Below are 23,340 nucleotides of genomic sequence, written 5' to 3' on the forward strand. Positions count from 1 at the left end.
GGTGTTCCGCCAACGTTCAGTTTTACGGGGCGCCGCTTCAGGAACAAGGATGGGCAGTGCTTATAAAATCCGACTCTCCTGCTCGATGAATAATTCAACTTTTTTCATGCCGTACTCAAAAACAGTTCTGCCTTGATCGGTGGCAGGTGCGCAGGTAGGGTGGCGCGCTGCCCACCTGGAAACACTGCACATGCTCAATTACGTTTGGTTTTTTTTGGCTGCCCTGTTTGAAATTGCAGGCTGCTACGGGTTCTGGATGTGGCTTCGTCAGGGCAAAAGTGCCTGGTGGGCTTTGCCCGCCATTCTGAGCCTGGTGCTGTTTGCCCTGCTGCTGACCAAGGTTGAGGCAGCCTATGCCGGGCGGGCCTATGCGGCCTATGGCGGGATTTACATCGTGACATCCATTGCCTGGCTGGCAGTGGTGGAACGTATCCGGCCACTGGGCTCAGATTGGCTCGGGGTAGGACTGTGCGTGATTGGCGCGACCATCATCTTGCTGGGACCGCGTTTTACCCCCTCGTAAAGGGAAAATTCCGTAGGGAGTACGTAGGAATAAGCCTTGTATGCAGTAGGTTGTAACTGAATTAACTTGTAAGTATTGAAGCCGGTTTTTATGCCGTGCAGTCTTTGTGGCTCCCCACCCTTGAGGATGAGAGCCATGCAGATACTGAGTCGAACCGTCGGAGAGCATTTTTCAATCGGGGAAGATATAACGCTGTTTGTCATCGCCGTTAACGGCAACAACGTGCGCCTGGGGATTGAAGCTCCCAGGCATATCAGCGTGCATCGCTCGGAAATTTATGAGCGGATAAAAAACCAGCCCGTCGGGCAGCAGGCAACCGGATCTTCGGCCAAGGTTTAATCAAAAAATTCCTTCGGTACCGCGTGCCTGGGCATCAGTTGGCATTGCTGGCTTTCCAGATCGAAGAAAATTACTGCCTGGCCTTTGCTCAATGCATGTCGAACCCGCAGTACACGGGTTTCCTGGGGAGTGTCATCGCCGTTGTCCGTGCCGTCGCGACTCACAAAGTCCTCGATCAGGCGGGTGAGGGTGTCGGGTTCAAGCTGGTCGTAGGGGATAAGCATCTTGGGCTCTCGTAAGCAAGCGTGTTGAGGTGGTTGGCCTTGGGCTTAAATCGCCTTGTTGCGGTTGTCCCAGTAATGCTGAGCCAGTTCAAAAGCTTGCGCCCGGGGTGTGCCCAGACCGCGCAATGCCAGGGCCATGGTCGACAGCAAGGCCAGTTGCGGGTAGCTGTCCTGGACTTCTCCACGCCACAATGCCTTGAGGTGTTCAGGGTCTAGTGACGCTGGTTTGACATGGCGCTGTGAAGACAGTGCTGGCCATTCTTCATCCCAGTCAACACCAGCTGTAGTGCCGTAAAGATGGCTTGCGCTATCGGGGTTGATTTCGACTTCGCCGCCATCACCCTTGACCACAATACTGGTGTCACCCAGCAAACCGCTGGCTTCGCGATGCACGCTTTGATAGCCCGGATGGAAGATGCTTTGCAGGCCGCAGCGCGCACCCAGCGGGTTGAGTATGCGAGCCAATGAATGAATCGGCGAGCGCAGCCCGAGGGTGTTGCGCAGATCGATCATGCGTTGCAATTGTGGCGCCCAGTCCTGCAGCGGCATAAAGGCCGGATTCCCCGCATCCAGGGCCTCGTTGACACTTTGCCAGTTGCGACACAGTGGAATGGCCAGCGCGTCGAGAAGCTGCTCGCTGTACATTCGGCCCGCGGTATGGGCGCCGCCGCCATGCATGAAAATGCGTACACCGTGCTGTGCCAGGCACTTGGCTGCCAGCAAGTACCAGGGCAGGTGGCGTTTTTTACCGGCGTAAGTCGGCCAGTCAATGTCGACCTTGATCGCGGGAGGTGTCAGTCGCTCCCTGACGGCCTCGGTAAAACCGGCCATTTCCTCTGCGCTTTCTTCTTTATGCCGCAGCAACATGAGGAAGGCGCCCAGTTGCGTGTCTTCTGCCTTGTCGTCAAGCAGCATGCCCATGGCTTCGCGGGCTTCTTCCCGAGTCAGGTTGCGGGCACCCCGTTTGCCTTTGCCCAGGATGCGTACAAATTGCGCAAAAGGGTGTTCGGCGGGAGTTTCAAGTGTCAGCGCAGCGGGAGTGTTCATAGGCAATTGGTCGGTTTGGGCAGGCCCGCCAGCTTGGCGGCGAGTTTGGCAGGGGGGCCGTTAAACAGTCGGTTGAGATGCAGGCTATTGCCCTTTTCTGGACCCAATTTGAGTGCCGTGTACTTGATCAGAGGGCGAGTGGCAGGCGATAGCTCGAACTCCTGATAAAAGCTGCGCAACAACTCGAGGATTTCCCAGTGTTCGGCGCTCAACTCAATACCTGCCTGCGCCGCCAGTGCCTGAGCAACATCAGCGGACCAGTCGTTGAGATCGAGCAGATAACCGTCCTTGTCCAGCTCGATATTTTTACCGTTGAGGGTGAGCGTATTCATAGCCAGCTGTTGACCTTGTCGTAACGAATCGACAGCTCGACGAAAGCCGGGTAATCAACGCAGGCCGCCCATGGCGGACATTCCAGGTTGCGTGCCTGCAAGTCCTCTTCAAGGATAAATACGGTTTTTCCAGTCAGGGCTGTGAGAGCAGTGCCTTGAAGCTGCAGGGCATACACCGCGTCGCCACAGAGCAAAAGGGCATCGTCGCTGCCTAACACGCGAAGACAGCTGCTCAGGCGTATGTCAGAAAATGGTGAGTGGCTCACAACATGTAGAGTCGACATCAGAGGGTGATCACTTGGTCATAACGGTCAATAAGAGCGCGGACAGCTTCAGTCGACAAGGGCTGCACATCAATTGCCGCAAGCCCCTCGGTTGAGATGCCGCGTTCGTCAAGGCTGTGGTTGCAGGCAAACAGATCGTCAACGCCGAACATGGACAGGGCCTGCAGATTGGCCGTTAGATTCTTCTGCTGGATGGCTGCGGCATTTTGAGTCGCCAGCAGCTGAAAAATACCGTCATCCATAAACAGCAGGGCAATCGGCAAATCAAATGCACCGCCTGCCAGCACGATATCCAGTGCTTCTTTGGCGCCGGGCCCCGACCACGGTGCCTGACGGCTGATAATCAATAGTGACTTGGGCATTTCAAGGTCCCCCGAAACAGATCAATCGATCGGCCGATTGAATGGCATCGTGCAATTGGCCTAGTCCGGACAACTCCCAGGGTGCATGAACATTGACCCCGGGGCGCTGATAGCGTGCGGACTCGTCTTCATTGAGTACACCGCGGCGCAAGGCAGCGGCAATACAGACCACACCATCGAGTTGGTGCTGGCTGACAAAAGTTGCCCATTGTTGCGCAAGGTCCTGCTCGTCTTGCGGCGTGACGATATAGCTCGAGGCAATATGAACACCGTCCTGATAGAAGAACAAACGGACAATTTCATGGCCGCCTGCCAGCGCTGCCTCGGCAAAGCGCAAGGCTCGACGGGAGGAGGGGGCATGGGCCGCTGAATAAAGGGCAATGGCGAATTTCATGGTGGGCTCTGTCGGCAAATCTGGGGCAATGATAAAGCCAGATGCCCAAAGATGCTTGTGGCAGACAACAAAAAGCCCGCCGAAGCGGGCTTTTATATAGCGGTTGTTGATCAGTCGTCGCGGCTCATGATGCCGAAAATTTGCAGCAGGCTGATAAACAGGTTGTAGATCGATACATACAGGCTGATGGTAGCCATGATGTAGTTGCGCTCGCCGCCATGAATGATTGCACTGGTCTGGAACAGAATGCAGACCGAAGAGAACAGTACAAAACCGGCGCTGATAGCCAGCTGCAGGCCGCTGATCTGGAAGAAGAAGCTCGCCAGCGTAGCGCCCAGCAGAACAAAGAAACCGGCAGTAATGAAACCGCCGAGGAAGCTCATGTCCTTGCGAGTGATCAATACATAGGCAGACAGGCCGCCAAATACCAGAGCCGTCATGGCAAAGGCAGAACTGACCACCTCGGCGCCGCCCTGCATGCCCAGGTAACGGTTGAGAATAGGGCCCAGCAAGAAGCCCATGAAACCGGTAAGGGCAAAGGCAGAAACCAGGCCCCACGCGGAGTCACGCAACTTGTTGGTCAGGAAAAACAGGCCGTAGAACCCGATCAGCACAACGAAAATATTGGGATAGCCGACCCGCAGCTGCTGCGAGACATAAGCCATCACACCGCTGAAAGCCAGGGTGAGGGCCAGCAAACCGTACGTATTGCGCAGGACGCGGCTAACCTCTAGCTGCTCGGCCTGCACGCTGCTATTAACTGCGTAATCCTGTTCGCGCATGGCGATACTCCTGTGTTTAGAAATGTTAAGTAGCAAAGATCATAGCAGAGGCTCTGAAACAAGCGATCAAGAGAGTTTGACAACGTGTTTCATTCAGGTATTATGGCGCCCGAAACAACGTATAGGAGGTGTGGCCGAGTGGTTTAAGGCAACGGTCTTGAAAACCGTCGACTGTAACAGGTCCATGAGTTCGAATCCCATCGCCTCCGCCATATTGCTACACCGCAGAGCCCGCCTTTTGGCGGGCTTTGTCGTTTCTGGGGGGTGGGGAAGGGCGCTGCACCGAGCTCGTCGTTTTCGCATAGCCTCAGACCGTGTCCGCATCTGGGGCAATTTTAGAGCCCGATCCAGCGTTTTTAACGCCTGTGTTTGAGTCGGAGGGAAAGTGCTTTTTAGCTGTGCACTTTTCGCCGATTTAACAGGTAGCTTTCACAATTTTCACAACCCGTATGTAAACAGTCGCCGCTACCTGCATACCCGTGTACCTCACCTGCTTTCGTTTTGCCTACGAAAGCAAAGTATTCAATATACTTGAGAGCCGTTATTGTCATGAACTCATGAAGGCGCCATTTCGTATTATGCGTACAAAAAAACTCGTCACTAAAATTTCGGGCTGAACATATGTTGTGACTTTATAAATTTGTATGAGTAGGGAGTTCGATGAATAATATAAAGTCTGGATTGATTCATAAGGAGTATGAATATGCCATTAGAGCTTGGTCCGATATCTGTTGTGGGGAGAATAATAGACTTCTCCATTCCTGGCACATCGAGAGAGTCTATGATGCCAGATTATATGCATGATATACTCGGTCTATTGATAAGGGCGCTTGAGAATGTAACTCAATGGATTTTTGATAATGCATATAGATTTGATATGCAGCACAAAGATAATATTGCGGCCATAGATTTTGAGATTGACCAGGAAATCAAGGGTGCAGGCGGGCTAAATATGCCTATGGATGTATCCACGTCAAGCAAAATAATCACAAGAGAGAAAAATATCCTGGTAACACTATATATGGCTAAAGAGAATGAGGCTGATAGAAAGGTTAAGGCTTCTAAAGGTTCTGGGGACGGCAGTGATGTACAAGCTTCAAAAAGACCAAGTGCGGGGAGTTTTACTCAGGCCGGGAAGATGAGGGTCATAGTTAATACACCTAAACTTCTTGATTGGGCACAGAGGTATGAATTTGCCAGATTGTCTGAGGTCTATTCAGAAACGGCCCGACGTTTGAAAGAAAAGCAGCAGAAATTGGCTCTCATAGAGGTGGCTAAAGCGACAAGTCTGCGCGATGCGAAAGAGCAAGCCAGACATAAACAGTATCCTAGCGCTCCACCCGGCGTCTCTTTAGATGAGAACCTAGAATTTGCGAAAAGCCAAAAAGCATACTTTAGTATTAAAGGTAGAGGTTTTTTGCTCAGCTGGTTTTACACCCAAGTCAGAAACAAGGGCGAGTGGGATTACAAAAAAGGCCAGCCTCAGTATGAGAGCTTCGGTAATTTTAATTATGGTGCTGTTGGTACGGCAGCTGGGATTTCTGAAGCGGTACTTTTAAGAGCAGCTGGTGCTGCACAGTCCTTAGCTGGGACTTCTCAGGCAGAATTCGATAAATGGTGGTCAGAGGCTCCTTACGGCGATGATCCTGTTGATCAAGTATGGATTAAAGCAGGAATAGATTATGCGAAGTCGAAGGGGTATTAAATGGATTTTTTGGAGTTTGTTTGCTGTTTGTCTTGTGCAGGCTTTGTACATATACATGTCTGCTCCAGGCAGGCCTGATCCTGTCAAGATTACTTCAGTTACAAATGTTGGCCATGGCGGGGCCATCTATGAGGTCTTATATGATTCTGGTGGCGCTACGGTGCCATTGGTCTATAGGTATTTCCTGATGAATCTTCAACCTGGCGATGAAGAAGCGCTTCAGAAAGCAAAGAAGATCGCCCCATTCCTTGTTACAAAAAGCTCTGCAGCTGTTCGCGAGGTTTTAGATGATCGGGTCAAACTAAAAGTTGATGGGGTTATTTATGAGTTTCACAATATGTCATTGTTTAAAGTTGATGGTGAGATCAATGTCGTGAAATTCGATCTTGATTCAACTGCCCCATAGATTTTTAGTTGAAAAAAACACCAGCCTAGAAGAAAAATACTCCCGCATAGCATGTGGCCTACAGGCCACGTGCTGTATTTCTCCATAGAGGTCTTGAAAGCAGCCGGCCTCGACAGGTATTAGCGCTCGATTTTTACCTCTGTGCCTCATTGTTTTAGCAACAGATCAGCCTGGATCAGCCTGATCTGTCGACCGAGACTAAAACCCCCAGTCCTCAGCGTTGATGACACGACAGAATGGCCCCGCCAGGGTTGCATTGTGATGAGCGATAATCTGCTGTGCCTTCAACGCAGGGGTGTCACTGCAGGTGTGGCCATCGGCAATCAGTACTGCGTCGAACCCAAGGTCTCGTGCAGCGCGGCAGGTGCTGTCGACACAATATTGGGTTTTCATGCCCGTGATGACCACACCCTCAACACCAAGAGCCTGTAGCTGGTCGGCCAGGTTTGTCTTGGCAAAGGCGTTGGGGCGGTTTTTCTCGAAAATCACTTCGCTGCCCTGTAGCACCAGTTCCGGTATCAGCTGGGTCAACGGGCTTCCCGGTTCAATCGGTGAACCGGTAGGGCCGACATGACGGGCGAGAAAGACCGGGGCACCTGCGCTCCGGGCTTTATCCAGCAACGTGTTCAATGTGTCCAACAGGGCCTCGCCAGCCCATGGCTTGTCCGGGCCATGCACCAATCCTACCTGCATATCAAGAATCAACAGTGCATACATGGGGCTTTTCCTTGCGTTTTGGCCAGTGACACAAGGGCAAAAGAAAAGGCCCTTACCATCACTGGCGGGCCTTTGAAGTTCGTGCGTTATGGACTCACGATACCTCTCACGACCCGCCTTCGGCGGTCGTGGTAGTCGTGGTCAAGGCAACTCGTAATTGATTCATGGAGCTGACAGTAGCTGCGTATCAGCGGGTTGGCAAGCAGGAGCAGGAAGCGTCATGACTTCGAGCTGGCCAGCCATATACCCATATGCTTCTTGGAAGCCGCGGCCAATCAAACTTAGACTAAAGGTCGTCCAGCGCAACCTACACGCGCTGTGGTGATACGAGATGTTGTTGGTGGGAGCCTCGTCTTCTTGGGCATGAGCACAAGGCAAAAGGGTAGTTTGCCGCGGTCATCGACGTACTGCGGTGTCTTGAGCTTGAGTTCCAGCACGCACAGTCTGTGCTTTAAATTAAATATTGAACGTAGCCCTGCTACTTTAACGAAACAGTCATAGAGATTCTGTACGCCGAGGTGCTGCGTGGGGGGTAATTAAAAGTATGGGGTCAGTCATGTAATATTTTGAGTTTATTATCGTTCTGTTGGCGCCCATAATGAATGGCGGGTAATTTGTTTTTCGGTAATATTAATTAAGTGCGTGTGCTTTGCAGGCATTTCTTTAATTATCGGGGGGCAGGATCATGAAGAAGCTGGGGGTTTTGCTATGGGTTTTTGTGGCAGTTACATTAAAGGCTCCTTATTCATGGGCCGAGTCGCCAGGTACGGTGTGGCGAATGGATACCCGGCCGGAACAGCTGATATTTCACGCTGGTTTCCAGGCCTGGGGTAGTAACTTTAATGTTCATGATCATGTGGCCGGCGAGTCATGCGTCAACAGGCAGCAGGGGCAGCGAGATTCAGGTTTTGTCTCAACCGCGGCGAACTTTCAGTTTATTCGCACTGCCGCAGCTGCCAGGGCTTTTGCCCAACCCGGTCAGCGTATTTATCTTTATCGCGTCAGGCCGGACAGCAACTTCTTCAATGCCGAGGCCTCATTGCGGACATTGCATGACAACAACCCGCAAGTCCCGATCACCCCCTTGAACTACCATCCCTCACGGGCAGCTAATGAATATATAACGCCGACCGTCATTCCCACTCAAAATATCAGGGACGTGGAATCCTATATTGTTGTCGACGGTGAGTTGCAAGTTTCAACTGCTCAGGTTAACCCCCGTATATGGCCGATAATACCCGAGCCACGAACAGGCCCTATTTCAACGGTGAAGCCCCACGAGAAAGAAGGCCGACCTGGTTGGGCATGATCCCGATGGTCGGGGCGTGCCTGGCTGCGTCGCGTTCGGATCTGAAGCAAGATATTCCAGCAATAATGTTTACCCTGGAGTCTGTTTATAACAGCAGTACCTCCATTATTAACCATGATGAGCTATAAACGTTGAGGAGTATGAGCATGCGTCTTGCAGCCTTGTTGTTGTTGTTGGTGTTGAGTGTCAATGCTTTTGCCGAAGAGCCTGGTTCAACGCGGATGAGTCGGGATGTAAAGTGCGCGCAGGGCACGGTGAAGCAAATACATATAGGGGCAGGTAACTACGACAGCGGCAATGGGATCAGCGTAATGTTAACTTCGACCGGAACGCGCTGGTGGGCAGTTCATGGGGAGCGCAATCTGAATGATCCCACAGGTTATGCACTGCTTAATATGCTGTCCCTGTCGAAGCTGACAGGCCAGCAAGTGTCTCTTCTGGATGAATCCGGCGGCGGATGTAATTACTTTACGGGTGTGGTCTTGACAAATATGTATTAAGTTTCGATGGGTCACTATTCAAGTGGGTGCGGCACACTTGCAGAATAAAGGTGTTTGTTGTCTGCACTTTGCCGCGCCCGCTGTTAATTGTGTCCTGTACGATTTGCGATACAGAACACTCAGCGCCATCGCTAAGCAGTGGCCTGTGCGGCGTCTGTTTAAAGTATGCAGGGGGATACAAGGGCTGGTATTGGCATGTTCAGGTCTAAGCGGTCATGAGGGTGTGCAGCCCGATGGTGGATTATTCAGAGGAATTCCTACGCTTGAAAGTGCACGACTGAAACAGTTCGAGGGGTTTATTTATTACAAGTCACCCGCCTCGCCGGCGGTGTGATTTAGGGTGTCCATAGAGCCCGACTTGACCAAGCGCATGCTCAACCAATGATCAGCCTGATCGCGCTGAAAGCCTGTGGCAAGGAAGCATCAGGCACGAAATAAAATACGGGGCCAAAAGCCGGGTGCGCCAACTTCCCGCCCACTCAAGGCTCCTGTGCTGTACATACAGCGAAATGAGCCTGGCCGCTGTTTTTTCGGGGCTGGAGGTGTCCAGGGCGCTGAGGCGACTCTATCGCCCTTGATTTCGAAGTTCTGCAGGCGTGTATGCCGTCCGTTCTCCAATAATTCAGGTTTCCGCTATCTGATGTTCGGCAACGACGTTAATCTCGGTGGGTGCCGGTTTCGTCTAGGCGCATATTTATGTCTGCAACTTCAAGGGTCTCCATGGATAGAATCGCCTTCAAACCGCTCCTTCTCGTCGCCGGCCTCCTGGCGTTCATGCCAATGGCCCACGCCGCCAGCACGCTGGTTTACTGCTCCGAAGCCAGCCCCGCCGGCTTTGACCCCAGCCAGTACACCAGCGGTACCGATTTTGATGCCTCCGCCGAAACCGTATTCAACCGCCTGATCCAGTTCAAACGGGGTAGTACTGAAGTCGAACCTGGCCTGGCCACCCGCTGGGATGTCTCCAATGACGGCCTGACCTACACCTTCCACCTTCGCGATGGCGTCAAGTTCCATACCACCGATTTCTTCACCCCGACCCGGAATTTCAACGCGGATGACGTGTTGTTTACTTTCGATCGCCTGCTGGATGCCCAGAGTCCGTTCCGCAAGGCTTACCCGTCCGAATCGCCCTATTTCACCGATATGGGCTTGAACACCACGATCAAGAGCGTCGACAAGCTCGACGACCGAACCGTGCGTTTCAACCTCAATAACGTTGATGCCGCCTTTGTGCAAAACCTGGCCATGAGCTTCGCCTCGGTGCAGTCCGCCGAATACGGAGCCCAACTGCTCAAGCAGGGCAAGGCTGAAGAGATCAATCAGAAACCGGTGGGCACCGGGCCGTTTGTGTTCAAGCGCTATCAGAAGGACTCGCAGATTCGTTACGTCGGCAACAAACAGTACTGGAAGCCCGAGGATGTGAAACTCGACAACCTGGTTTTTGCCATCACCCCTGACGCGGCGTCGCGCCTGCAGAAACTCAAAGCCGGGGAGTGCCAGGTCAGCGGTTACCCGCGACCGGCGGATATCGAAGTGATGAAGCAGGATCCCAACTTGCGAGTGCTGCAGCAAGCCGGGTTCAACCTGGGGTTTCTGGCTTACAACGTGACACATCCGCCGCTGGACCAACTCAAGGTGCGTCAGGCCCTGGACATGGCCATCGACAAGCCGGCAATCATCAAGGCCGTGTACCAGAGCGCAGGGCAATTGGCGCAGAACGCCTTGCCACCTGCGCAGTGGTCTTATGACCCGACAATCAAGGATGCCCCCTACGACCCGGTCAAGGCCCGGCAGCTTTTAAAAGAAGCAGGGGTTGCACCAGGGACCACTATCAACCTGTGGGCGATGACCGTTCAACGTGCCTCCAACCCGAACGCGCGTATGTCGGCACAAATCATCCAGCAGGATTGGGCCAAGGTCGGCATCAAGGCCAATATCGTTAGCTACGAGTGGGGCGAGTACATCAAGCGCGCCAAGAACGGCGAGCACGACGTGATGATTTACGGCTGGACGGGCGACAACGGCGACCCGGATAACTGGCTCGGCGTGCTCTACAGCTGCGCGGCGGTCAAGGGCAGCAACTACGCCAAATGGTGCAACCCAGACTATGACAAGCCGGTGCAGCAAGCCAAGCTCAGCAGCGACCGCGAACAACGCATCAAGTTGTATCAAGAGGCGCAGAAGATCCTCAAGGAGCAAGTTCCGATTACACCCATTGCGAACTCGACGGTTTTCCAGCCCCTGAGCAAGGAAGTGACTGATTTCAAAATCAGCCCCTTTGGGCTGACACCGTTCTACGGAGTGAGCCTGGATAAGTAACAGCAAGCCCCAACTGAGTGCACCAGAAGCCCGGGATGGTTTTTGGTGCGCTCGCGGCACCGAAATAACCTCGCTATAGACGTGAATAGGCCAAAGTCTTATGCAAGGTATGCACTGAAATAATGCGTTTGCTGCCGAATTTGAATATGCCGAACTTACAGGCGCTTCTTTAATAGAGGCCAAGGCGCATGTTGGTTTGCTATGCGTACAAAGTTTGCAAGGTTCTGTGGATAACCCCCGCCTTCAGGGTGACGAGCTGTCCCATCGAAACGTCATTATGGATGCGGCTGTTGTGTGTGAGCGGCTCTGGATGCAGTTTGGAACCTGGTTGAACCATGAGCGAAGCCTTTATTTATGTGCGTTGACTTTTAACCGGTTCGGGCAGTGGCAGAGTGCTCTGGATAGTGCTGGCAAGGCACTGGTCATTATCGAATCGAACGGGGTGGAGGAGGTGGACAGGGCATTCTTGCTGCTTCAAGTGTCTAAAGCTTGCCAAGGGCTGGGCAATAGGGGAAGCGCTGATGAGGCACTCCATGCTGCAGACCGGATTGCTCAGGGTTTCGATTCGCAACTGAGTCGTTGGTTTTTGGATGTGCGTTCCAAGTTAAAGGTCGCGGACTTTGTGCCTGCTGATTGAAACGGATTAAACATCAGGGGGGTCATCAATGAGAGTACGGATCCATTGTAATGTCTTCAGTGACCATGCCAAAAGAAGCAGTATATCCTCCCCCTGATTTACCTCATGTTAGCCATGCAAGATGCTGCCCGGTGTGATGCGCAGTCGCTGGATCAGGGTGCAGGGACAGAAAAGCTCTTGCCTTTTTCCACTACCCAGGTGGCAAGAACGGTAGCGCCCTGTGGGCCCGCTTTGCTGATGTGGGGTTCGTGCGCCAGGTGTTGAAAACTGTCACCGGCCTTTATTCGCTTTTCAGGCTGCCCATCCATTGTAATGATGACCTCGCCTTCAAGCACATAGGCGACTTCTGGTCCTGTATGTATGTGGCGAGCCTTGACTTCGTTCGGGGCGAGTACTGCTTTTTGCAAGCCCATTTGATAGTGGGTATCAGGCATGTCGATTCGTTGCAACACGTCAGACTTTGCGGGTGTTGGCATGTCTGCGATGGCAGCTCCCGCCCAGAGGACGGCACTCAACATAAATATGGCTGGGGGCGTGCCTTTCATTATTTGATTTCCGGTTTATGACGCTTGATTGGCTGTGCGAGTCAGACGTTTTTAGGTGTTCATGTTTTAAGTTTATCGCGTAAAAACAATAGATTTTTGGGCTCGCTAAGGTATGTAGTTTTTTTCTGTTACTTGCGTGGTTCATTTCTTTTCATATTTGTGCGAAATTTAATGTGTGTCATGTTTTTTTAGTGTGTCGTTATTATGTTGTTCGTTCATTCCATCATTTTCTTGTGGTCATTGGCTGTTCCCGGGGCTGTACGCGGGGGGCGTGCAAAAATGCGCAGAGGCCAACACAGAAATAAGCTAAGTGACTGATTTATAAAAACAAGCATGTATCTAAATGTTTCTGATGGTTTTGCGGTCAATAATGTCGCTTGCGAGATAATTGATAGGGTAAAACCTCTCCGGCATGACGTTTTAGCTGAATTTTGTTGTGTATATGGTGAAATTACCTGCGCAACACTTCCTATACTGCCCGCGGTGTCTACGTACCTGTACAGTTCAGCCAATCACGATGAGTGATCGAACTGCTATGGCGATAGCCACCCTGCGTAAATGAGGTGGTGTCCGCGTCGTCTTGTTTCCTGCACCTAATAAGTCTAAGAATGAGATAAAGTGTAATGAATAAACAGTCGATCCAGATTGCGCTTGCGTACATGTCCGTAGTTATCGGTGGTGGTTTTGCCTCCGGGCAGGAGGTGCTGCAGTTTTTCACCGGCTATGGGCTTATCGGTATCCTGGGCACCCTGGTAAGCGGTTTGATGTTTGCCTTCCTCGGTATGCAGATCGCCCGCATGAGTTCGAAGATGCAGGCCAACTCGCACAAGGAAGTACTCTACGCCCTGTTCGGCGCACGTCTGGGCTGGGTCGTCGATGTGGTGCTGTCATTCTTCCTCTATGGGGTTGGTGTGGTGATGCTGGCCGGTAGCGGTTCGATTTTTGCCCAGCAGTACGATCTGCCCCCATTGTTTGGCGGTGTATTGATGACCGTGCTGGTGATCGCCACGCTGTGCATGAACGTCAAGCGCATCATTGATCTGATCAGCGCAGTCATGCCTTTTCTGCTGGCGATGGTGCTAATCATCACGACCTACTCGATTTTCAGCTACAACGCTCCCATCGAGACCCTGGATGCTGTAGCGCGTGAAAACAACGAGACGGTCACTGGCAACTGGTTTGTCGGCGCCTTGCTCTACGCTTCGTTCAATATCGCGGTAGGTTTCCCGATGCTGGCAGTGATCGGTGGCATGACCAAACAACCCAAGGCGGCTGCTCTCGGCGGTGTGCTTGGCGGGCTTGGTTTGGGCGCCCTGATCCTGTTGTTGAACATCGGCCTGTTTGCCAACATCAACCAGCTGCAGGGTATTGAAATGCCGTCCCTGGCACTGGCCGGACGCATCTCGCCACTACTCTCGGTGGTGATGTCCATCGCACTGGTGTGCATGGTCTACAGCACTGCGGTTGGGATGTTCTTTGCCTTCAGTGCACGCTTTGCCAAGCCGGAATCGGGCCGTTTCAAGTTGTTTAGTGCAGTGACCGTTTGTGTCGGTCTGGCTTTGAGCCTGGGTGGTTTCAGCAAGTTGGTGGGCACCGTGTATCCGCTGCTGGGCTACGTAGGCTTTGCGCTGATCCTCGCCATTTGCTTCAGCTGGCTGCGCAGTCGCTCGCTGGCCAAGGCGGAAAAAACCGCGCTGGACGCGGTCTCCTGACCCCGGCTGCCGCCGAACGCAAGTTCGGCGGCTTCCTTCCTAACCCTGCTGTTCAAGTATCTGGTTGACGTCCCGGACCCTGGCGTAATCCATTGCCATGCTGGCAAGCGACAGTGCATGTACATCCTCGGCAGGCCACAGGCGTCCATTCAGGTCTATCTGATCGAATGTATAGCAGGCATCCGATCCCACAATCACATCGAACCCCAGGCAACCTGCTGAGCGAACCGTGCTCTCTACGGAATTATTGGTGATCACGCCGACGATGACCAACTGCTCAATCCCGCGCGTGCGCAACCAGCGTTCCAGGCCTGTGTTGGTAAATGCATCGGGTACGTTCTTTTCAACCACGTGCTCACTATCGAGCGGGGCCAGCCCCTCCTGAAACTCGCAGCCAGGCTGGCCGGGCCAGAATACCGAGGCAGGCGATCGGGATATATGCCGGACATGGACTACCGGACGCTGTACATGCCGCCAGGTTTCCAGCAGGCGCTGTACGTTGAGCTCGGTGTGCGGGTTGTTTCTGCGACCAAGCCCGGGAAGGCTTATCCCTTTTTGCATATCGATGATGATCAGTGCCGCATCGGATTTGATCAGGGGCATGGCCGTTCCTCTGGCTGGGGATAGGGAGCACCATGCTAAGTCTATTGCGCCGGGGTCACCAGATGGCTACAGGTCTTTATCCTGGCTCAGGGTTTGCGGTTCGCCGTGGCTGATCATCCATTTCAGCAAAGCCCTCACCGGCACTGTATGGGTGCTCTCGACCCACTGAACACCTTCATGGCTGTAATGCTCGATATAGCGGCTGAGTACCAGCGTGTCGCGATCGCTCGACAGGCGCAGGCTTGTTTCGCGACAGTGCAGGGCGGCGTTGGCACGCTTTACCAGTCGCTGCTCCAGGATCATGGCCGGGTTTTCGCAAGGCATGGGTACACGCGTTCTTGGCAGGAAAGAGGTCTGATCCTCGCATTCGCGGTTTGCCTGGATATGTCTGCTTTTTTGCCTGGCCGCAACTTTGTTACCAAGTTGAAATATATGACGCAGCGGGACGAATAGTTTTAGATGGAAGCCTTTACATACCTTAAGTGGAATGCGCCGGTGAGCAGCCTTTTGATCGTGGACGATGACCTGGAGGTCCTCGCGCTTCTGAAGAAGTTTTTTGTACAACACGGATATTCGGTGGAGGTGGCCACCGATGGCACGTCACTGTGGGCGGCGATGGCGCTGCAACCACCGGACCTGATTATTCTCGACTTGATGCTGCCTGGCGAAAACGGCCTGATGCTGTGTCAGCGTTTGCGTCAGCAATACCCCACGCCGGTCATCATGCTGACGGCCATGGGCGAGCTGAGTGATCGGGTCGTCGGTCTTGAAATGGGCGCCGATGATTATCTGAGCAAACCTTTTGATGCCCGGGAACTGTTGGCCAGGGTGCGTGCCGTGTTGCGCCGGGCAGGGCAGGGCCAGCCCTCGGTCGGGCAGGTGCCGCGGCCACTGATGAAGTTTGCGGGCTGGCAACTGGACCTGACCCGCCGCGAACTTCGTTCCCCGGATCAGGTGATGATTCCCTTGTCTGCCGGAGAGTTCGATTTGTTGTTGGTGTTTGTCGAACATCCCCAGCGCATTCTGACTCGCGAACTGTTGCTGGATCTGGCTCGTGGCGCTGGCCATGACGCGTTCGATCGCAGCATCGACGTACAGGTCAGCCGTTTGCGGCGCAAGCTGGAGTTCGACAGCAAAGGGGTCGAGATGATTCGCACCGTGCGCAATGTCGGTTACCTGTTCACGCCCGGGGTGACCTGTCAGTGACGGGCTGGATTTCAGGCTGGCGCCTGCGCTCACGCAACACCATCGCTCGCTGGATTGCCTTGACCACCATTGTCGCGATGCTGACTGCGCTGGCATTCAATGCGTTGTTTACTCAGTTGGCGGGTGTTTGGGCCTATCCGCCACTGAGTGAAATCGGGCTGCTGGAAAAGATTTCCCTGACGACCAAAATGATCGAAGCTTCGCCGGCGCCACAGCGCCAACGTCTGGCTGCGGCAGCCACTGACAGCGCCCTGAGCATCAGTTGGCATGCCAGCCGTGCCGGCCTGGATTTGCCGCAGGTGGCCGAAGCGGCCAGTCGCACGGCCACGCCGCTGGCGCAGCGACTGTTCAATAGCCCAGAGCGACGCCTCGAAGCCTATCAGCCTGATGACTGGCCACAGCACAACGGGCATTACGCCCTGCTGGTGCAACTGGAGGATGGCTCATGGCTTATGTTCAGCATCGCATCGCGCAGCTGGGGCCTGGGCCAATGGCAGCGAAACCTGATTTTGATCCTGCTGGTGTTGTTGTCCACGGTGCTGGTCGCACTGATTGCCACGCGCCATCTGGCCAGGCCTTTGCAGCAGTTCGCCGAGGGCGCCCGGCGTTTTGGTGTCGATTTTCGTGCGCCGCCCATTGAGCCGGTTGGCCCTCGGGAGATCCGACAGGCCATTCTTGCGTTCAACGCCATGCAGGCGCAGTTGCAACACTTCATAAAAGACCGTACCCAGATGCTCGCGGCCATTTCCCATGACTTGCGCACCCCGCTGACACGCATGCGACTGCGCGGTGAGTTTATTGACGACCCGGACCAACAACAGCGTCTGTTTCGCGATGTAGACGAGATGCAGGCCATGATCAACTCCAGCCTGGAGTTCTTTCGCGACGATGCCCGGCTGGAGCAGGCCACGCAATTTGACCTGGCAGGGTTGTTGCAAACCCTGATTGATGACTACCGCGACCAGTCCATTGACATTGCCTTCAACGGTCCTGAGCACCTGGTGTATTTGGGCCGGCCGCTTGGCCTGAAACGGGTGATGACCAACCTGCTGGATAACGCTATCAAGTACGCAGGCGAGCCGGCCATCGAGCTGAGTCGGGACGATGAGCAGGTCACTGTTTTCGTTCTTGACCGGGGGCCGGGCATTCCTGTCCAAAGTCATGAGCAGGTGTTTGTGCCTTTTTATCGGCTTGAAGAATCGCGCAACAAAAGCACCGGCGGAGTGGGGCTCGGACTGTCGGCAGCCAGAGCGATTGTGCTGGAACACGGCGGCTCGCTAACCCTGAGCAACCGCACGGGTGGCGGGTTGGCGGTGAGGGTTGTGTTGCCGGTGCTCAAGGGGGCAGGGTGAATGATCTTCTGCAGAGAGTGCCGGGCACCCCGGCACTCTCAGCCTCTTGGCCCCTCAGACCGCAGCAACGGCTTGCGCCGCATTTTCGGGTGTCGCCACATCATGCAAGGAAATCCGTGAGGTCTCAGGCAATGCCAGGCCGCCAGCCAGGGCGAGCAGTGCAACTGCAATCAGATAAAACGCGGGCGACATATTGCTGCCGGTGGTGCTGATCAGCCATGTCGCCACCAGCGGTGCGGTGCCGCCAAAAAGGGTGTAAGCCATGTTGTAGGTGATGGCCGAAGCGGTATAGCGAGTGCGGGTCGGAAACGTCTCCGAGAGCAAAGCTGCGGTCACCACGCCACACAACACCGCGCCAATTGCCAGCAGCATGACACCGACGATGGACGCTGCGAACCCGCCCGAGCTGGCCATCAGGAACGACGGATACACCGCGACCATCAGTAGAACGCACGCGGTCACCACGGTCGCCCGCCGCCCGACCCGGTCCGAATACAGCCCGGCCAGAGGGCAGATGGCGGCGGCGAAGAGCAGGGCGATCAGCGACACCAGCAAAGCGGTTGCCCGGCTCAAGCCGCCCGCGACCTGCAAGTAGGTCGCGAAGTAAGTGGTGAACATGTAGAAGGACAGTGCCGTCAGCGACACAAAGGCTCCCAGGCAGCAGATCGCCGCGCCATGGTTGCGCAAGGTGTCCTTGAGTGGGGAGTGGGCGACCGCATGCTCCTCCTTCACGGCCTGGAAGGCCGGGGTTTCATCCAGCTTCCAGCGCAAATAAAGCCCTACCAGGCCCAGTGGCGCAGCAATCAGGAACGGCAGGCGCCAGCCCCAACTGCCCATGCTTTCAGCGGATAACGAAGCCTCAAGGGCGTAGGCCACTACGGCCGCAGCGGCAAAAGCGGAAAATGTCGAAACCGGCACAAAGCTGCCGTACCAGGCTCTTTTATCGCTGGGGGCGTGCTCCATCAAATAGGCACAGGCCCCGGCGTATTCACCGCCTGCAGAAAAGCCCTGGGCGCAACGAATCAGGGTGAGCAGGATCGGCGCCATAACCCCGATTGCAGCATAAGTGGGCAATATTCCGATCAAGGTAGTGGCCCCGGCCATCAGCAAAATGGTCATGGCAAGGGTACGCTTGCGGCCTATCCTGTCCCCCAGCATGCCGAAAAAAATCCCGCCAAGGGGGCGAAAGGCAAAGGCCACCGCAAACACAGCAAAGGTCTTGAGCAATGCGGCACTGGCATCGCCACTGGGGAAAAACTGCTGAGCGATGGTGGTGGCCAGAAAACCGTAGACGGCGAAGTCGAACCATTCGACGAAATTACCGATGGCGGCGGCGACAATCACTTTTCTCAGCGTTTCAGGGCTGACCTGCTCTATGGATACGCTTGTCATGCTGCACCTCGACCTGTCCTCAGTAAGGAGTGATTATCGAGGCAGCGGCTGAAACGATTCGCTCTAAAAGTGTCATCGGCATAGTCAGTACCGACTTCTCAGAGGTCAAGCACGGGGGCTACAGGCTACCGGGCGAACTTTTTGGCCCCGGCAACGCACAGGATCACCGCCGCTGTAACACCAAACATGCCCATGCTGACAGTCTCGTGCAGCAAGGTGGCAGCCAGTGCCAGGCCAAAAAATGGTTGCAGCAGCTGCAACTGCCCAACGGCGGCAATCCCGCCCTGGGCCAGCCCCCGGTACCAGAATACAAAGCCTATCAGCATGCTGAAGATCGAGATGTAAGCCAGGCCGAGCCAGGCAGGTACGCTAATGCCTTTGAACGAAGCGGGGGCCCACAACCATGCCAGCGGAGCCATCAATGGCAGTGACAGCACCAGTGCCCATGAAATGACCTGCCAGCCGCCCAGCGTACGCGACAACCTGGCCCCTTCGGCATAGCCAAGACCGCAGATCAATACAGCCAGAAGCATCAGGATGTCACCCTCGGGCGCTGCGCTCAGGCCCTGCGCCAGGGCATAGGCCACGACGCACGCGCTGCCCAGGATCGAGAACAGCCAGAACGCTGGCCGTGGCCTTTCACCCCCGCGCACCACGGCGAAAATGGCGGTAGACAGCGGCAGCAGGCCAAGGAAGACAATGGTGTGGGCCGATGTCACATGCTGCAAAGCCAGCGCGGTCAGCAGCGGAAACCCCACCACCACCCCGGTTGCCACCAGCAGCAGGGGCACCAGCTGGTTGCGCTGCGGCCGCCGGGCCTTGAACAACCCGAGCATGGCCAGGGCCAGTACCCCGGCAATACTGGCGCGGGCCAGGGTGAGGAACACGGGATCGAACTCCAGCACCGCCACCTTGGTTGCGGGCAATGAGGCGCTGAAAATGACCACGCCGATAAAGCCGTTGATCCAGCCGCTGAGGTTTTTTTCGGTGGTGGGGTGTTGCAGGTGGGAAGTACGTTCCATCGAGTCTCAGGCTCCAGGCTAATCGCGGCTTGCATTCAATGCATCCTAGGGCTGATGATTAATGACAATCAAAAAATTGTCATGGATACAAAGCCCGATGCCCCGTTCCCGCTACAAGCTGCTGGTAGACGCGTTTGCCGACGATATCCGCTCAGGCCGTTTGCCGCCGGGCACGCGTTTGCCTACCCATCGCCAGCTCGCAGCCAGCGAAGGGCTGGCGCTGGTCACGGCCAGTCGCGTGTATGCCGAGCTTGAGGCCATGGGGCTGGTCAGTGGCGAAACCGGGCGTGGCACTTTTGTCCGGGAAACCTCGCTACCACCAGGCCACGGTATAGACCAGCCCGACGTGATCGCGGGGATGCTGGATCTCAATTACAACTATCCCTCCTTGCCGGGCCAGGCCGAACTGTTGCGTACTGCGCTGCGGCAGTTGGCGTTGTCTGGCGATCTGGAATCGTTGTTGCGCTACCAGCCCCATGGCGGGCGCCTGCATGAGCGCGCCTCGGTCGCGAGGCACCTGGGCAGGAGCGGGTTGAATGTGCCCGCCGAACAGGTGTTGATCGTCAACGGCGCACAACACGGGTTGAGCGTGGTGCTGATGGCACTGCTCCAGCCTGGTGACGTGATCGCGGTGGACGCCTTGACCTACCCGGGTTTCAAGGCACTGGCGCTGGCCCTGCACCTTGAATTGCTGCCCATCCCGAGCACGGAAAGCGGGCCGGATCTGGATGCCCTCGCCAGTCTGTGTCGCCGTCGCTCTGTGCGTGCTGTCTACAGCATGCCGACGTTGCACAATCCGTTGGGGTGGGTGATGAGCCTGGAGCAGCGCCAACACTTGGTCGCGATCGCCCGGGCACATGATCTGCATATCATCGAAGATGCGGCCTACGCTTTTCTGGTCGATAACCCGCCGACGTCTTTGGCTGACTTGGCGCCGGAAAGAACCGTTTACGTGTCTGGGTTTTCCAAAAGTGTCGCAGCGGGTTTACGCGTGGGCTTTATCGTCGCGCCCGCAGAAAAGGTCAGTGTCCTTGAGCGTATAATCCGAGTGACTGCCTGGAATGCTCCCGGTGTGATGACCGCTATCACCAGTGCCTGGCTCGACGATGGCACCGTGACCCGGCTGGAGTCGCAAAAGCGCAAAGACGCACAGGCAAGGCAGCTCATTGCTGATGAGCAGTTGGCGGGGTTGCACAGGATCCGCCATCCTTCGTCCTACTTTGTCTGGTTGCCTCTGTCAGAGGACGCCCGGGCGGACCAGGTTGTTGCGGCGTTGGCGCGTGAGCAGGTCTCGGTGTCGACCGCGCAGCCCTTTGCAACTTCGGCCCATGTGCCCCATGCGATAAGGCTGGCGCTGGGCTCGGTGGGCATGACGGCCCTGCGTGAGGGCCTGGCGAAAGTGAAGTGGGTGGTTCAGGCCCATGCCTAGGGGTGGCCGTACTCAGGCCATGGGCGGCAACCGGCGTTTGACCGGGCTTTTTTTGATGATCGACGTATTGGTTTCGGCGTAGGCATTGAGGCCATCAAGCAGGCTGTCCAATTGCTCGATTGAACGCACATGCAGACGGGCAATAAAACAGTCATCGCCCGTCACCTTGTCGCACTCGGTGAACTGGGGGATGTTCTGGATCTGGCGCTCCACTTCCTGCAACTGCCCCGGTAGCGGTCGAATGCGGATGATGGCCTGGAGTTGATAGCCAAAGGCTTTGGGATCGACTTCCACGGTGTAACCCTTGATCACTTCGCGCTCTTCGAGCTTGCGAATGCGCTCGGCGACGCTGGGTGACGACAGGCCGCTGAGGCTGGCCAGTGTTTTCAGGGAGCTGCGTGAGTCTTGCATCAGTGCGCTGATCAACAGCTGATCTATCTCGTCGCTCATCTTTGCTCCTTAGGCCAAATTGGCAGAATGCCTTAACACTAAAGGCAAAAATGACGAATTGCCTTTTCTGGATTATGGCGCTGCATGAATCGCGATTGCCATACTGTTTCCTACTTTGAGGGAGGCAAATATGGACAAAACCACGCAACGCGGTTCGCTGGAAATGGTCGCTGCCATGCTTATCTCCGGCACCATTGGCTGGCTTGTCCTGCTAAGCGGGCAAGCAGTGCTGGATGTGGTGTTCTGGCGCTGTGTGTTTGGCGCGGTGACGTTGCTGCTGATCTGTGCGCGGATGGGTTTTTTACGCCGCGGTCTGCTGAACCGCACTACCTTTGCGCTGGTTGTTTTGAGCGGCGTGGCCATCGTTGCCAACTGGGTGTTGTTGTTCGCGTCCTACTCCAGGGCCTCAATCGCCATTGGTACGGCGGTCTACAACGTTCAGCCGTTTATCCTGCTCGGTCTGGCAGCGTTGTTCCTGGGTGAAAGAATAACCCTGCACAAACTGGCCTGGCTGGCGGTGTCGTTTGTGGGCATGTTGGCGATCGTCAGCGCCCACCACGGGCAAGGGGAGAGCGGCAGTGAGTACTTGCTGGGGATTGCCCTGGCGCTGAGTGCGGCCTTGATGTACGCCGTGGCCGTGCTGATCATCAAACGCCTGCGCGGGATCCCCCCGCACCTGATCGCGCTGATCCAGGTCAGCACCGGCGCACTGCTGCTGGCACCCCTGGCCAACGTCACTGAGCTGCCTGCTGGCGCACAGGCGTGGGGCGCCTTACTGACGCTTGGCGTAGTCCATACCGGCTTGATGTATGTACTGCTCTACGGAGCAATCCAGAAACTGCCCACGGCATTGATCGGAGCACTGAGCTTTATCTACCCCATTGCCGCGATATTTGTGGACTGGTTTGCCTTTGGCCATCGCCTGGAACCGCTGCAATGGGTGGGTGTGGCGGCGATTTTAATCGCGGCAGCCGGGATTCAGCTGGGGTGGCGGGTGGGAGGGCGGCGGGTAGTGAGTGGAGGATAATGGCTGTTTAAATGCACTTGGTCACGGTGAGCGTTCATGGCCAAGTGCATTGATGGGCCTGGCTTAAATCCCCGACCGACTCATCGGGCTGATCATGCGCACGCCCAGACTCAGTGCCTGGGTTACCAGCGCTCTCATATCGGCGGTGTTTTCGTTGTTGACGCACTGCGCCAGTTTTTCGCCCAGGGTCGGCGCAGTGTCGGTGCCTTCCGGGTAAGCGCGCAGGATCAGCAGCCCGCTGTTGGTCAGAACCACTTCGTAAAAGGCTACGCCCGACATGCCGTCGAAGTGGATGTAGCCAATATCCGCCAGCCATTTGACCGTGGCCAGGAACAGGTTCTCTTCTTTTTCCAGCGCCTCGCGGTTGCTGTCCGCCAGGCCTTTGTAGTCGATAAAGCGCTCGGCAGTCAGGGTGATGGGCAAGGGGAAGTTACGGTACAGGTGGCCCAGGATCAAACCGGCATAGCAGTCGAACAATTCGATATTGTTGGACGGCAAGGTGTTGATCGAGTGAACGTTTTTTTCTGTGAGGTGACCGGCTAATCCTTTGAACATGCGAACCTCTGTCAGCTGTGTCTGTATGGCGTGACTGAATAAGCGTACCCATTGGTATAGCACAGTCATGCCCGGGGAACCTGACCTGTGGCAATTGTTACAAGGTAAGACGTATCGCCTGGAAAACCCCTAAAAAATCAGATGCATAACTGGCTATTTAAAAT

The 23,340-nt window shown here is 55.2% G+C and carries 28 protein-coding genes and 1 tRNA gene; 14 read left to right on the forward strand and 15 right to left on the reverse strand.

Annotation, left to right across the window (positions count from 1 at the left end; genetic code table 11):
- The first annotated feature begins 190 nt into the window (after positions 1–190).
- The gene (locus tag PPTH39_RS20930; RefSeq protein WP_095002030.1) at positions 191–523 is read left to right on the forward strand and encodes a YnfA family protein; all 333 of its coding nucleotides are present in this window, start codon (positions 191–193) and stop codon (positions 521–523) included.
- Between the two features lie 135 nt (positions 524–658).
- Positions 659–862: a carbon storage regulator CsrA gene (gene csrA / locus PPTH39_RS20935; RefSeq protein ID WP_095019562.1), complete on the forward strand. Its 204-nt coding sequence runs from the start codon at positions 659–661 to the stop codon at positions 860–862.
- On the opposite strand, the gene PPTH39_RS20940 is transcribed toward csrA, so the two are convergent.
- The 7 genes from PPTH39_RS20940 to PPTH39_RS20970 form a co-directional block, all read right to left on the reverse strand.
- Positions 859–1,086, reverse strand: a complete 228-nt coding sequence (locus PPTH39_RS20940; RefSeq protein ID WP_095002028.1) for a YheU family protein — start codon at positions 1,084–1,086, stop codon at positions 859–861. The genes csrA and PPTH39_RS20940 overlap by 4 nt on opposite strands.
- Before the next feature lie 45 nt (positions 1,087–1,131).
- Complete coding sequence (locus PPTH39_RS20945) at positions 1,132–2,133, reverse strand: glycosyl transferase family protein (protein ID WP_095021346.1); 1,002 nt, start codon at positions 2,131–2,133, stop codon at positions 1,132–1,134.
- Positions 2,130–2,465 carry a TusE/DsrC/DsvC family sulfur relay protein gene (locus tag PPTH39_RS20950; protein ID WP_130872385.1) on the reverse strand — a complete coding sequence of 112 codons (336 nt, stop codon included), beginning with the start codon at positions 2,463–2,465 and terminating at the stop codon, positions 2,130–2,132. Before PPTH39_RS20950 ends, PPTH39_RS20945 begins: the two co-directional genes overlap by 4 nt.
- Positions 2,462–2,749 (reverse strand): sulfurtransferase complex subunit TusB, encoded by a 288-nt coding sequence (tusB, locus tag PPTH39_RS20955; protein ID WP_095002025.1) that lies wholly within the window; start codon positions 2,747–2,749, stop codon positions 2,462–2,464. The genes PPTH39_RS20950 and tusB overlap by 4 nt, the downstream gene beginning before the upstream one ends.
- On the reverse strand, positions 2,749–3,111 hold the full coding sequence (tusC, locus tag PPTH39_RS20960; protein WP_095002024.1) for a sulfurtransferase complex subunit TusC: 363 nt from the start codon (positions 3,109–3,111) through the stop codon (positions 2,749–2,751). The genes tusB and tusC overlap by 1 nt, the downstream gene beginning before the upstream one ends.
- Position 3,112: 1 nt before the next feature.
- Entirely contained in the window at positions 3,113–3,505 is a 393-nt protein-coding gene (gene tusD, locus PPTH39_RS20965) for a sulfurtransferase complex subunit TusD (RefSeq protein WP_130872386.1), read from the reverse strand.
- 110 nt (positions 3,506–3,615) lie between these two features.
- Positions 3,616–4,287 carry a Bax inhibitor-1/YccA family protein gene (locus PPTH39_RS20970; protein WP_095002022.1) on the reverse strand — a complete coding sequence of 224 codons (672 nt, stop codon included), beginning with the start codon at positions 4,285–4,287 and terminating at the stop codon, positions 3,616–3,618.
- A gap of 124 nt (positions 4,288–4,411) precedes the next feature.
- On the opposite strand from PPTH39_RS20970, the gene PPTH39_RS20975 reads away from it, so the two are divergent.
- From PPTH39_RS20975 to PPTH39_RS20985, 3 genes are all read left to right on the forward strand, one after another.
- Positions 4,412–4,499 (forward strand) — tRNA-Ser (locus PPTH39_RS20975).
- 491 nt (positions 4,500–4,990) lie between these two features.
- A complete protein-coding gene (locus tag PPTH39_RS23760; RefSeq protein WP_232527676.1) occupies positions 4,991–5,992 on the forward strand; it encodes a polymorphic toxin type 44 domain-containing protein in 1,002 nt (333 codons plus the stop codon).
- Positions 5,993–6,047: 55 nt separating this feature from the next.
- Positions 6,048–6,398, forward strand: a complete 351-nt coding sequence (locus PPTH39_RS20985) for a hypothetical protein (RefSeq protein WP_130872387.1) — start codon at positions 6,048–6,050, stop codon at positions 6,396–6,398.
- Between the two features lie 198 nt (positions 6,399–6,596).
- Here PPTH39_RS20985 and PPTH39_RS20990 read toward each other — a convergent pair whose 3' ends face one another.
- Positions 6,597–7,115: a cysteine hydrolase family protein gene (locus PPTH39_RS20990; protein WP_130872388.1), complete on the reverse strand. Its 519-nt coding sequence runs from the start codon at positions 7,113–7,115 to the stop codon at positions 6,597–6,599.
- A gap of 685 nt (positions 7,116–7,800) precedes the next feature.
- On the opposite strand from PPTH39_RS20990, the gene PPTH39_RS20995 reads away from it, so the two are divergent.
- From PPTH39_RS20995 to PPTH39_RS21010, 4 genes are all read left to right on the forward strand, one after another.
- Positions 7,801–8,424, forward strand: coding sequence for a hypothetical protein (locus tag PPTH39_RS20995; RefSeq protein WP_130872389.1), 624 nt, complete (start codon positions 7,801–7,803; stop codon positions 8,422–8,424).
- A 146-nt stretch (positions 8,425–8,570) separates the two neighbouring features.
- Positions 8,571–8,924, forward strand: a complete 354-nt coding sequence (locus PPTH39_RS21000; RefSeq protein ID WP_130872390.1) for a hypothetical protein — start codon at positions 8,571–8,573, stop codon at positions 8,922–8,924.
- Positions 8,925–9,644: 720 nt separating this feature from the next.
- Entirely contained in the window at positions 9,645–11,246 is a 1,602-nt protein-coding gene (locus PPTH39_RS21005) for an ABC transporter substrate-binding protein (protein WP_130872391.1), read from the forward strand.
- A gap of 277 nt (positions 11,247–11,523) precedes the next feature.
- A complete protein-coding gene (locus tag PPTH39_RS21010; protein WP_095019516.1) occupies positions 11,524–11,883 on the forward strand; it encodes a hypothetical protein in 360 nt (119 codons plus the stop codon).
- Positions 11,884–12,035: 152 nt separating this feature from the next.
- Here PPTH39_RS21010 and PPTH39_RS21015 read toward each other — a convergent pair whose 3' ends face one another.
- The gene (locus PPTH39_RS21015; RefSeq protein WP_095025816.1) at positions 12,036–12,428 is read right to left on the reverse strand and encodes a cupin domain-containing protein; all 393 of its coding nucleotides are present in this window, start codon (positions 12,426–12,428) and stop codon (positions 12,036–12,038) included.
- A 623-nt stretch (positions 12,429–13,051) separates the two neighbouring features.
- Between PPTH39_RS21015 and PPTH39_RS21020 the strand changes: the two genes are divergently transcribed.
- Positions 13,052–14,140 (forward strand): YkvI family membrane protein, encoded by a 1,089-nt coding sequence (locus PPTH39_RS21020; protein WP_095002014.1) that lies wholly within the window; start codon positions 13,052–13,054, stop codon positions 14,138–14,140.
- Positions 14,141–14,179: 39 nt separating this feature from the next.
- On the opposite strand, the gene PPTH39_RS21025 is transcribed toward PPTH39_RS21020, so the two are convergent.
- Complete coding sequence (locus tag PPTH39_RS21025) at positions 14,180–14,743, reverse strand: cysteine hydrolase family protein (protein ID WP_095002013.1); 564 nt, start codon at positions 14,741–14,743, stop codon at positions 14,180–14,182.
- A gap of 66 nt (positions 14,744–14,809) precedes the next feature.
- Positions 14,810–15,067, reverse strand: a complete 258-nt coding sequence (locus PPTH39_RS21030) for a hypothetical protein (RefSeq protein ID WP_095002012.1) — start codon at positions 15,065–15,067, stop codon at positions 14,810–14,812.
- Positions 15,068–15,238: 171 nt separating this feature from the next.
- Here PPTH39_RS21030 and PPTH39_RS21035 point away from each other — a divergent pair, with 171 nt between their 5' ends.
- Positions 15,239–15,949, forward strand: coding sequence for a response regulator (locus PPTH39_RS21035; protein ID WP_095002098.1), 711 nt, complete (start codon positions 15,239–15,241; stop codon positions 15,947–15,949).
- Positions 15,946–17,301, forward strand: a complete 1,356-nt coding sequence (locus PPTH39_RS21040) for a sensor histidine kinase (RefSeq protein ID WP_095024352.1) — start codon at positions 15,946–15,948, stop codon at positions 17,299–17,301. The genes PPTH39_RS21035 and PPTH39_RS21040 overlap by 4 nt, the downstream gene beginning before the upstream one ends.
- Positions 17,302–17,355: 54 nt before the next feature.
- Here the strand turns inward: PPTH39_RS21040 and PPTH39_RS21045 are convergent, their stop codons facing one another.
- Both PPTH39_RS21045 and PPTH39_RS21050 read right to left on the reverse strand, forming a co-directional pair.
- Positions 17,356–18,693 carry an MFS transporter gene (locus PPTH39_RS21045; RefSeq protein WP_095002010.1) on the reverse strand — a complete coding sequence of 446 codons (1,338 nt, stop codon included), beginning with the start codon at positions 18,691–18,693 and terminating at the stop codon, positions 17,356–17,358.
- A gap of 125 nt (positions 18,694–18,818) precedes the next feature.
- The gene (locus PPTH39_RS21050) at positions 18,819–19,715 is read right to left on the reverse strand and encodes a DMT family transporter (protein WP_130872392.1); all 897 of its coding nucleotides are present in this window, start codon (positions 19,713–19,715) and stop codon (positions 18,819–18,821) included.
- A gap of 97 nt (positions 19,716–19,812) precedes the next feature.
- On the opposite strand from PPTH39_RS21050, the gene PPTH39_RS21055 reads away from it, so the two are divergent.
- Positions 19,813–21,144, forward strand: a complete 1,332-nt coding sequence (locus tag PPTH39_RS21055) for an aminotransferase-like domain-containing protein (protein ID WP_130872393.1) — start codon at positions 19,813–19,815, stop codon at positions 21,142–21,144.
- A gap of 12 nt (positions 21,145–21,156) precedes the next feature.
- Here the strand turns inward: PPTH39_RS21055 and PPTH39_RS21060 are convergent, their stop codons facing one another.
- Entirely contained in the window at positions 21,157–21,594 is a 438-nt protein-coding gene (locus tag PPTH39_RS21060) for an Lrp/AsnC family transcriptional regulator (RefSeq protein ID WP_095002007.1), read from the reverse strand.
- A gap of 130 nt (positions 21,595–21,724) precedes the next feature.
- On the opposite strand from PPTH39_RS21060, the gene PPTH39_RS21065 reads away from it, so the two are divergent.
- Positions 21,725–22,621 carry a DMT family transporter gene (locus tag PPTH39_RS21065; protein WP_130872394.1) on the forward strand — a complete coding sequence of 299 codons (897 nt, stop codon included), beginning with the start codon at positions 21,725–21,727 and terminating at the stop codon, positions 22,619–22,621.
- Positions 22,622–22,684: 63 nt separating this feature from the next.
- Here the strand turns inward: PPTH39_RS21065 and PPTH39_RS21070 are convergent, their stop codons facing one another.
- The gene (locus PPTH39_RS21070) at positions 22,685–23,176 is read right to left on the reverse strand and encodes a hypothetical protein (protein ID WP_095002005.1); all 492 of its coding nucleotides are present in this window, start codon (positions 23,174–23,176) and stop codon (positions 22,685–22,687) included.
- Positions 23,177–23,340 lie beyond the last annotated feature (164 nt).

Origin of the sequence: Pseudomonas bubulae (assembly GCF_900618535.1) — a bacterium.
GTDB lineage: Bacteria > Pseudomonadota > Gammaproteobacteria > Pseudomonadales > Pseudomonadaceae > Aquipseudomonas > Aquipseudomonas bubulae.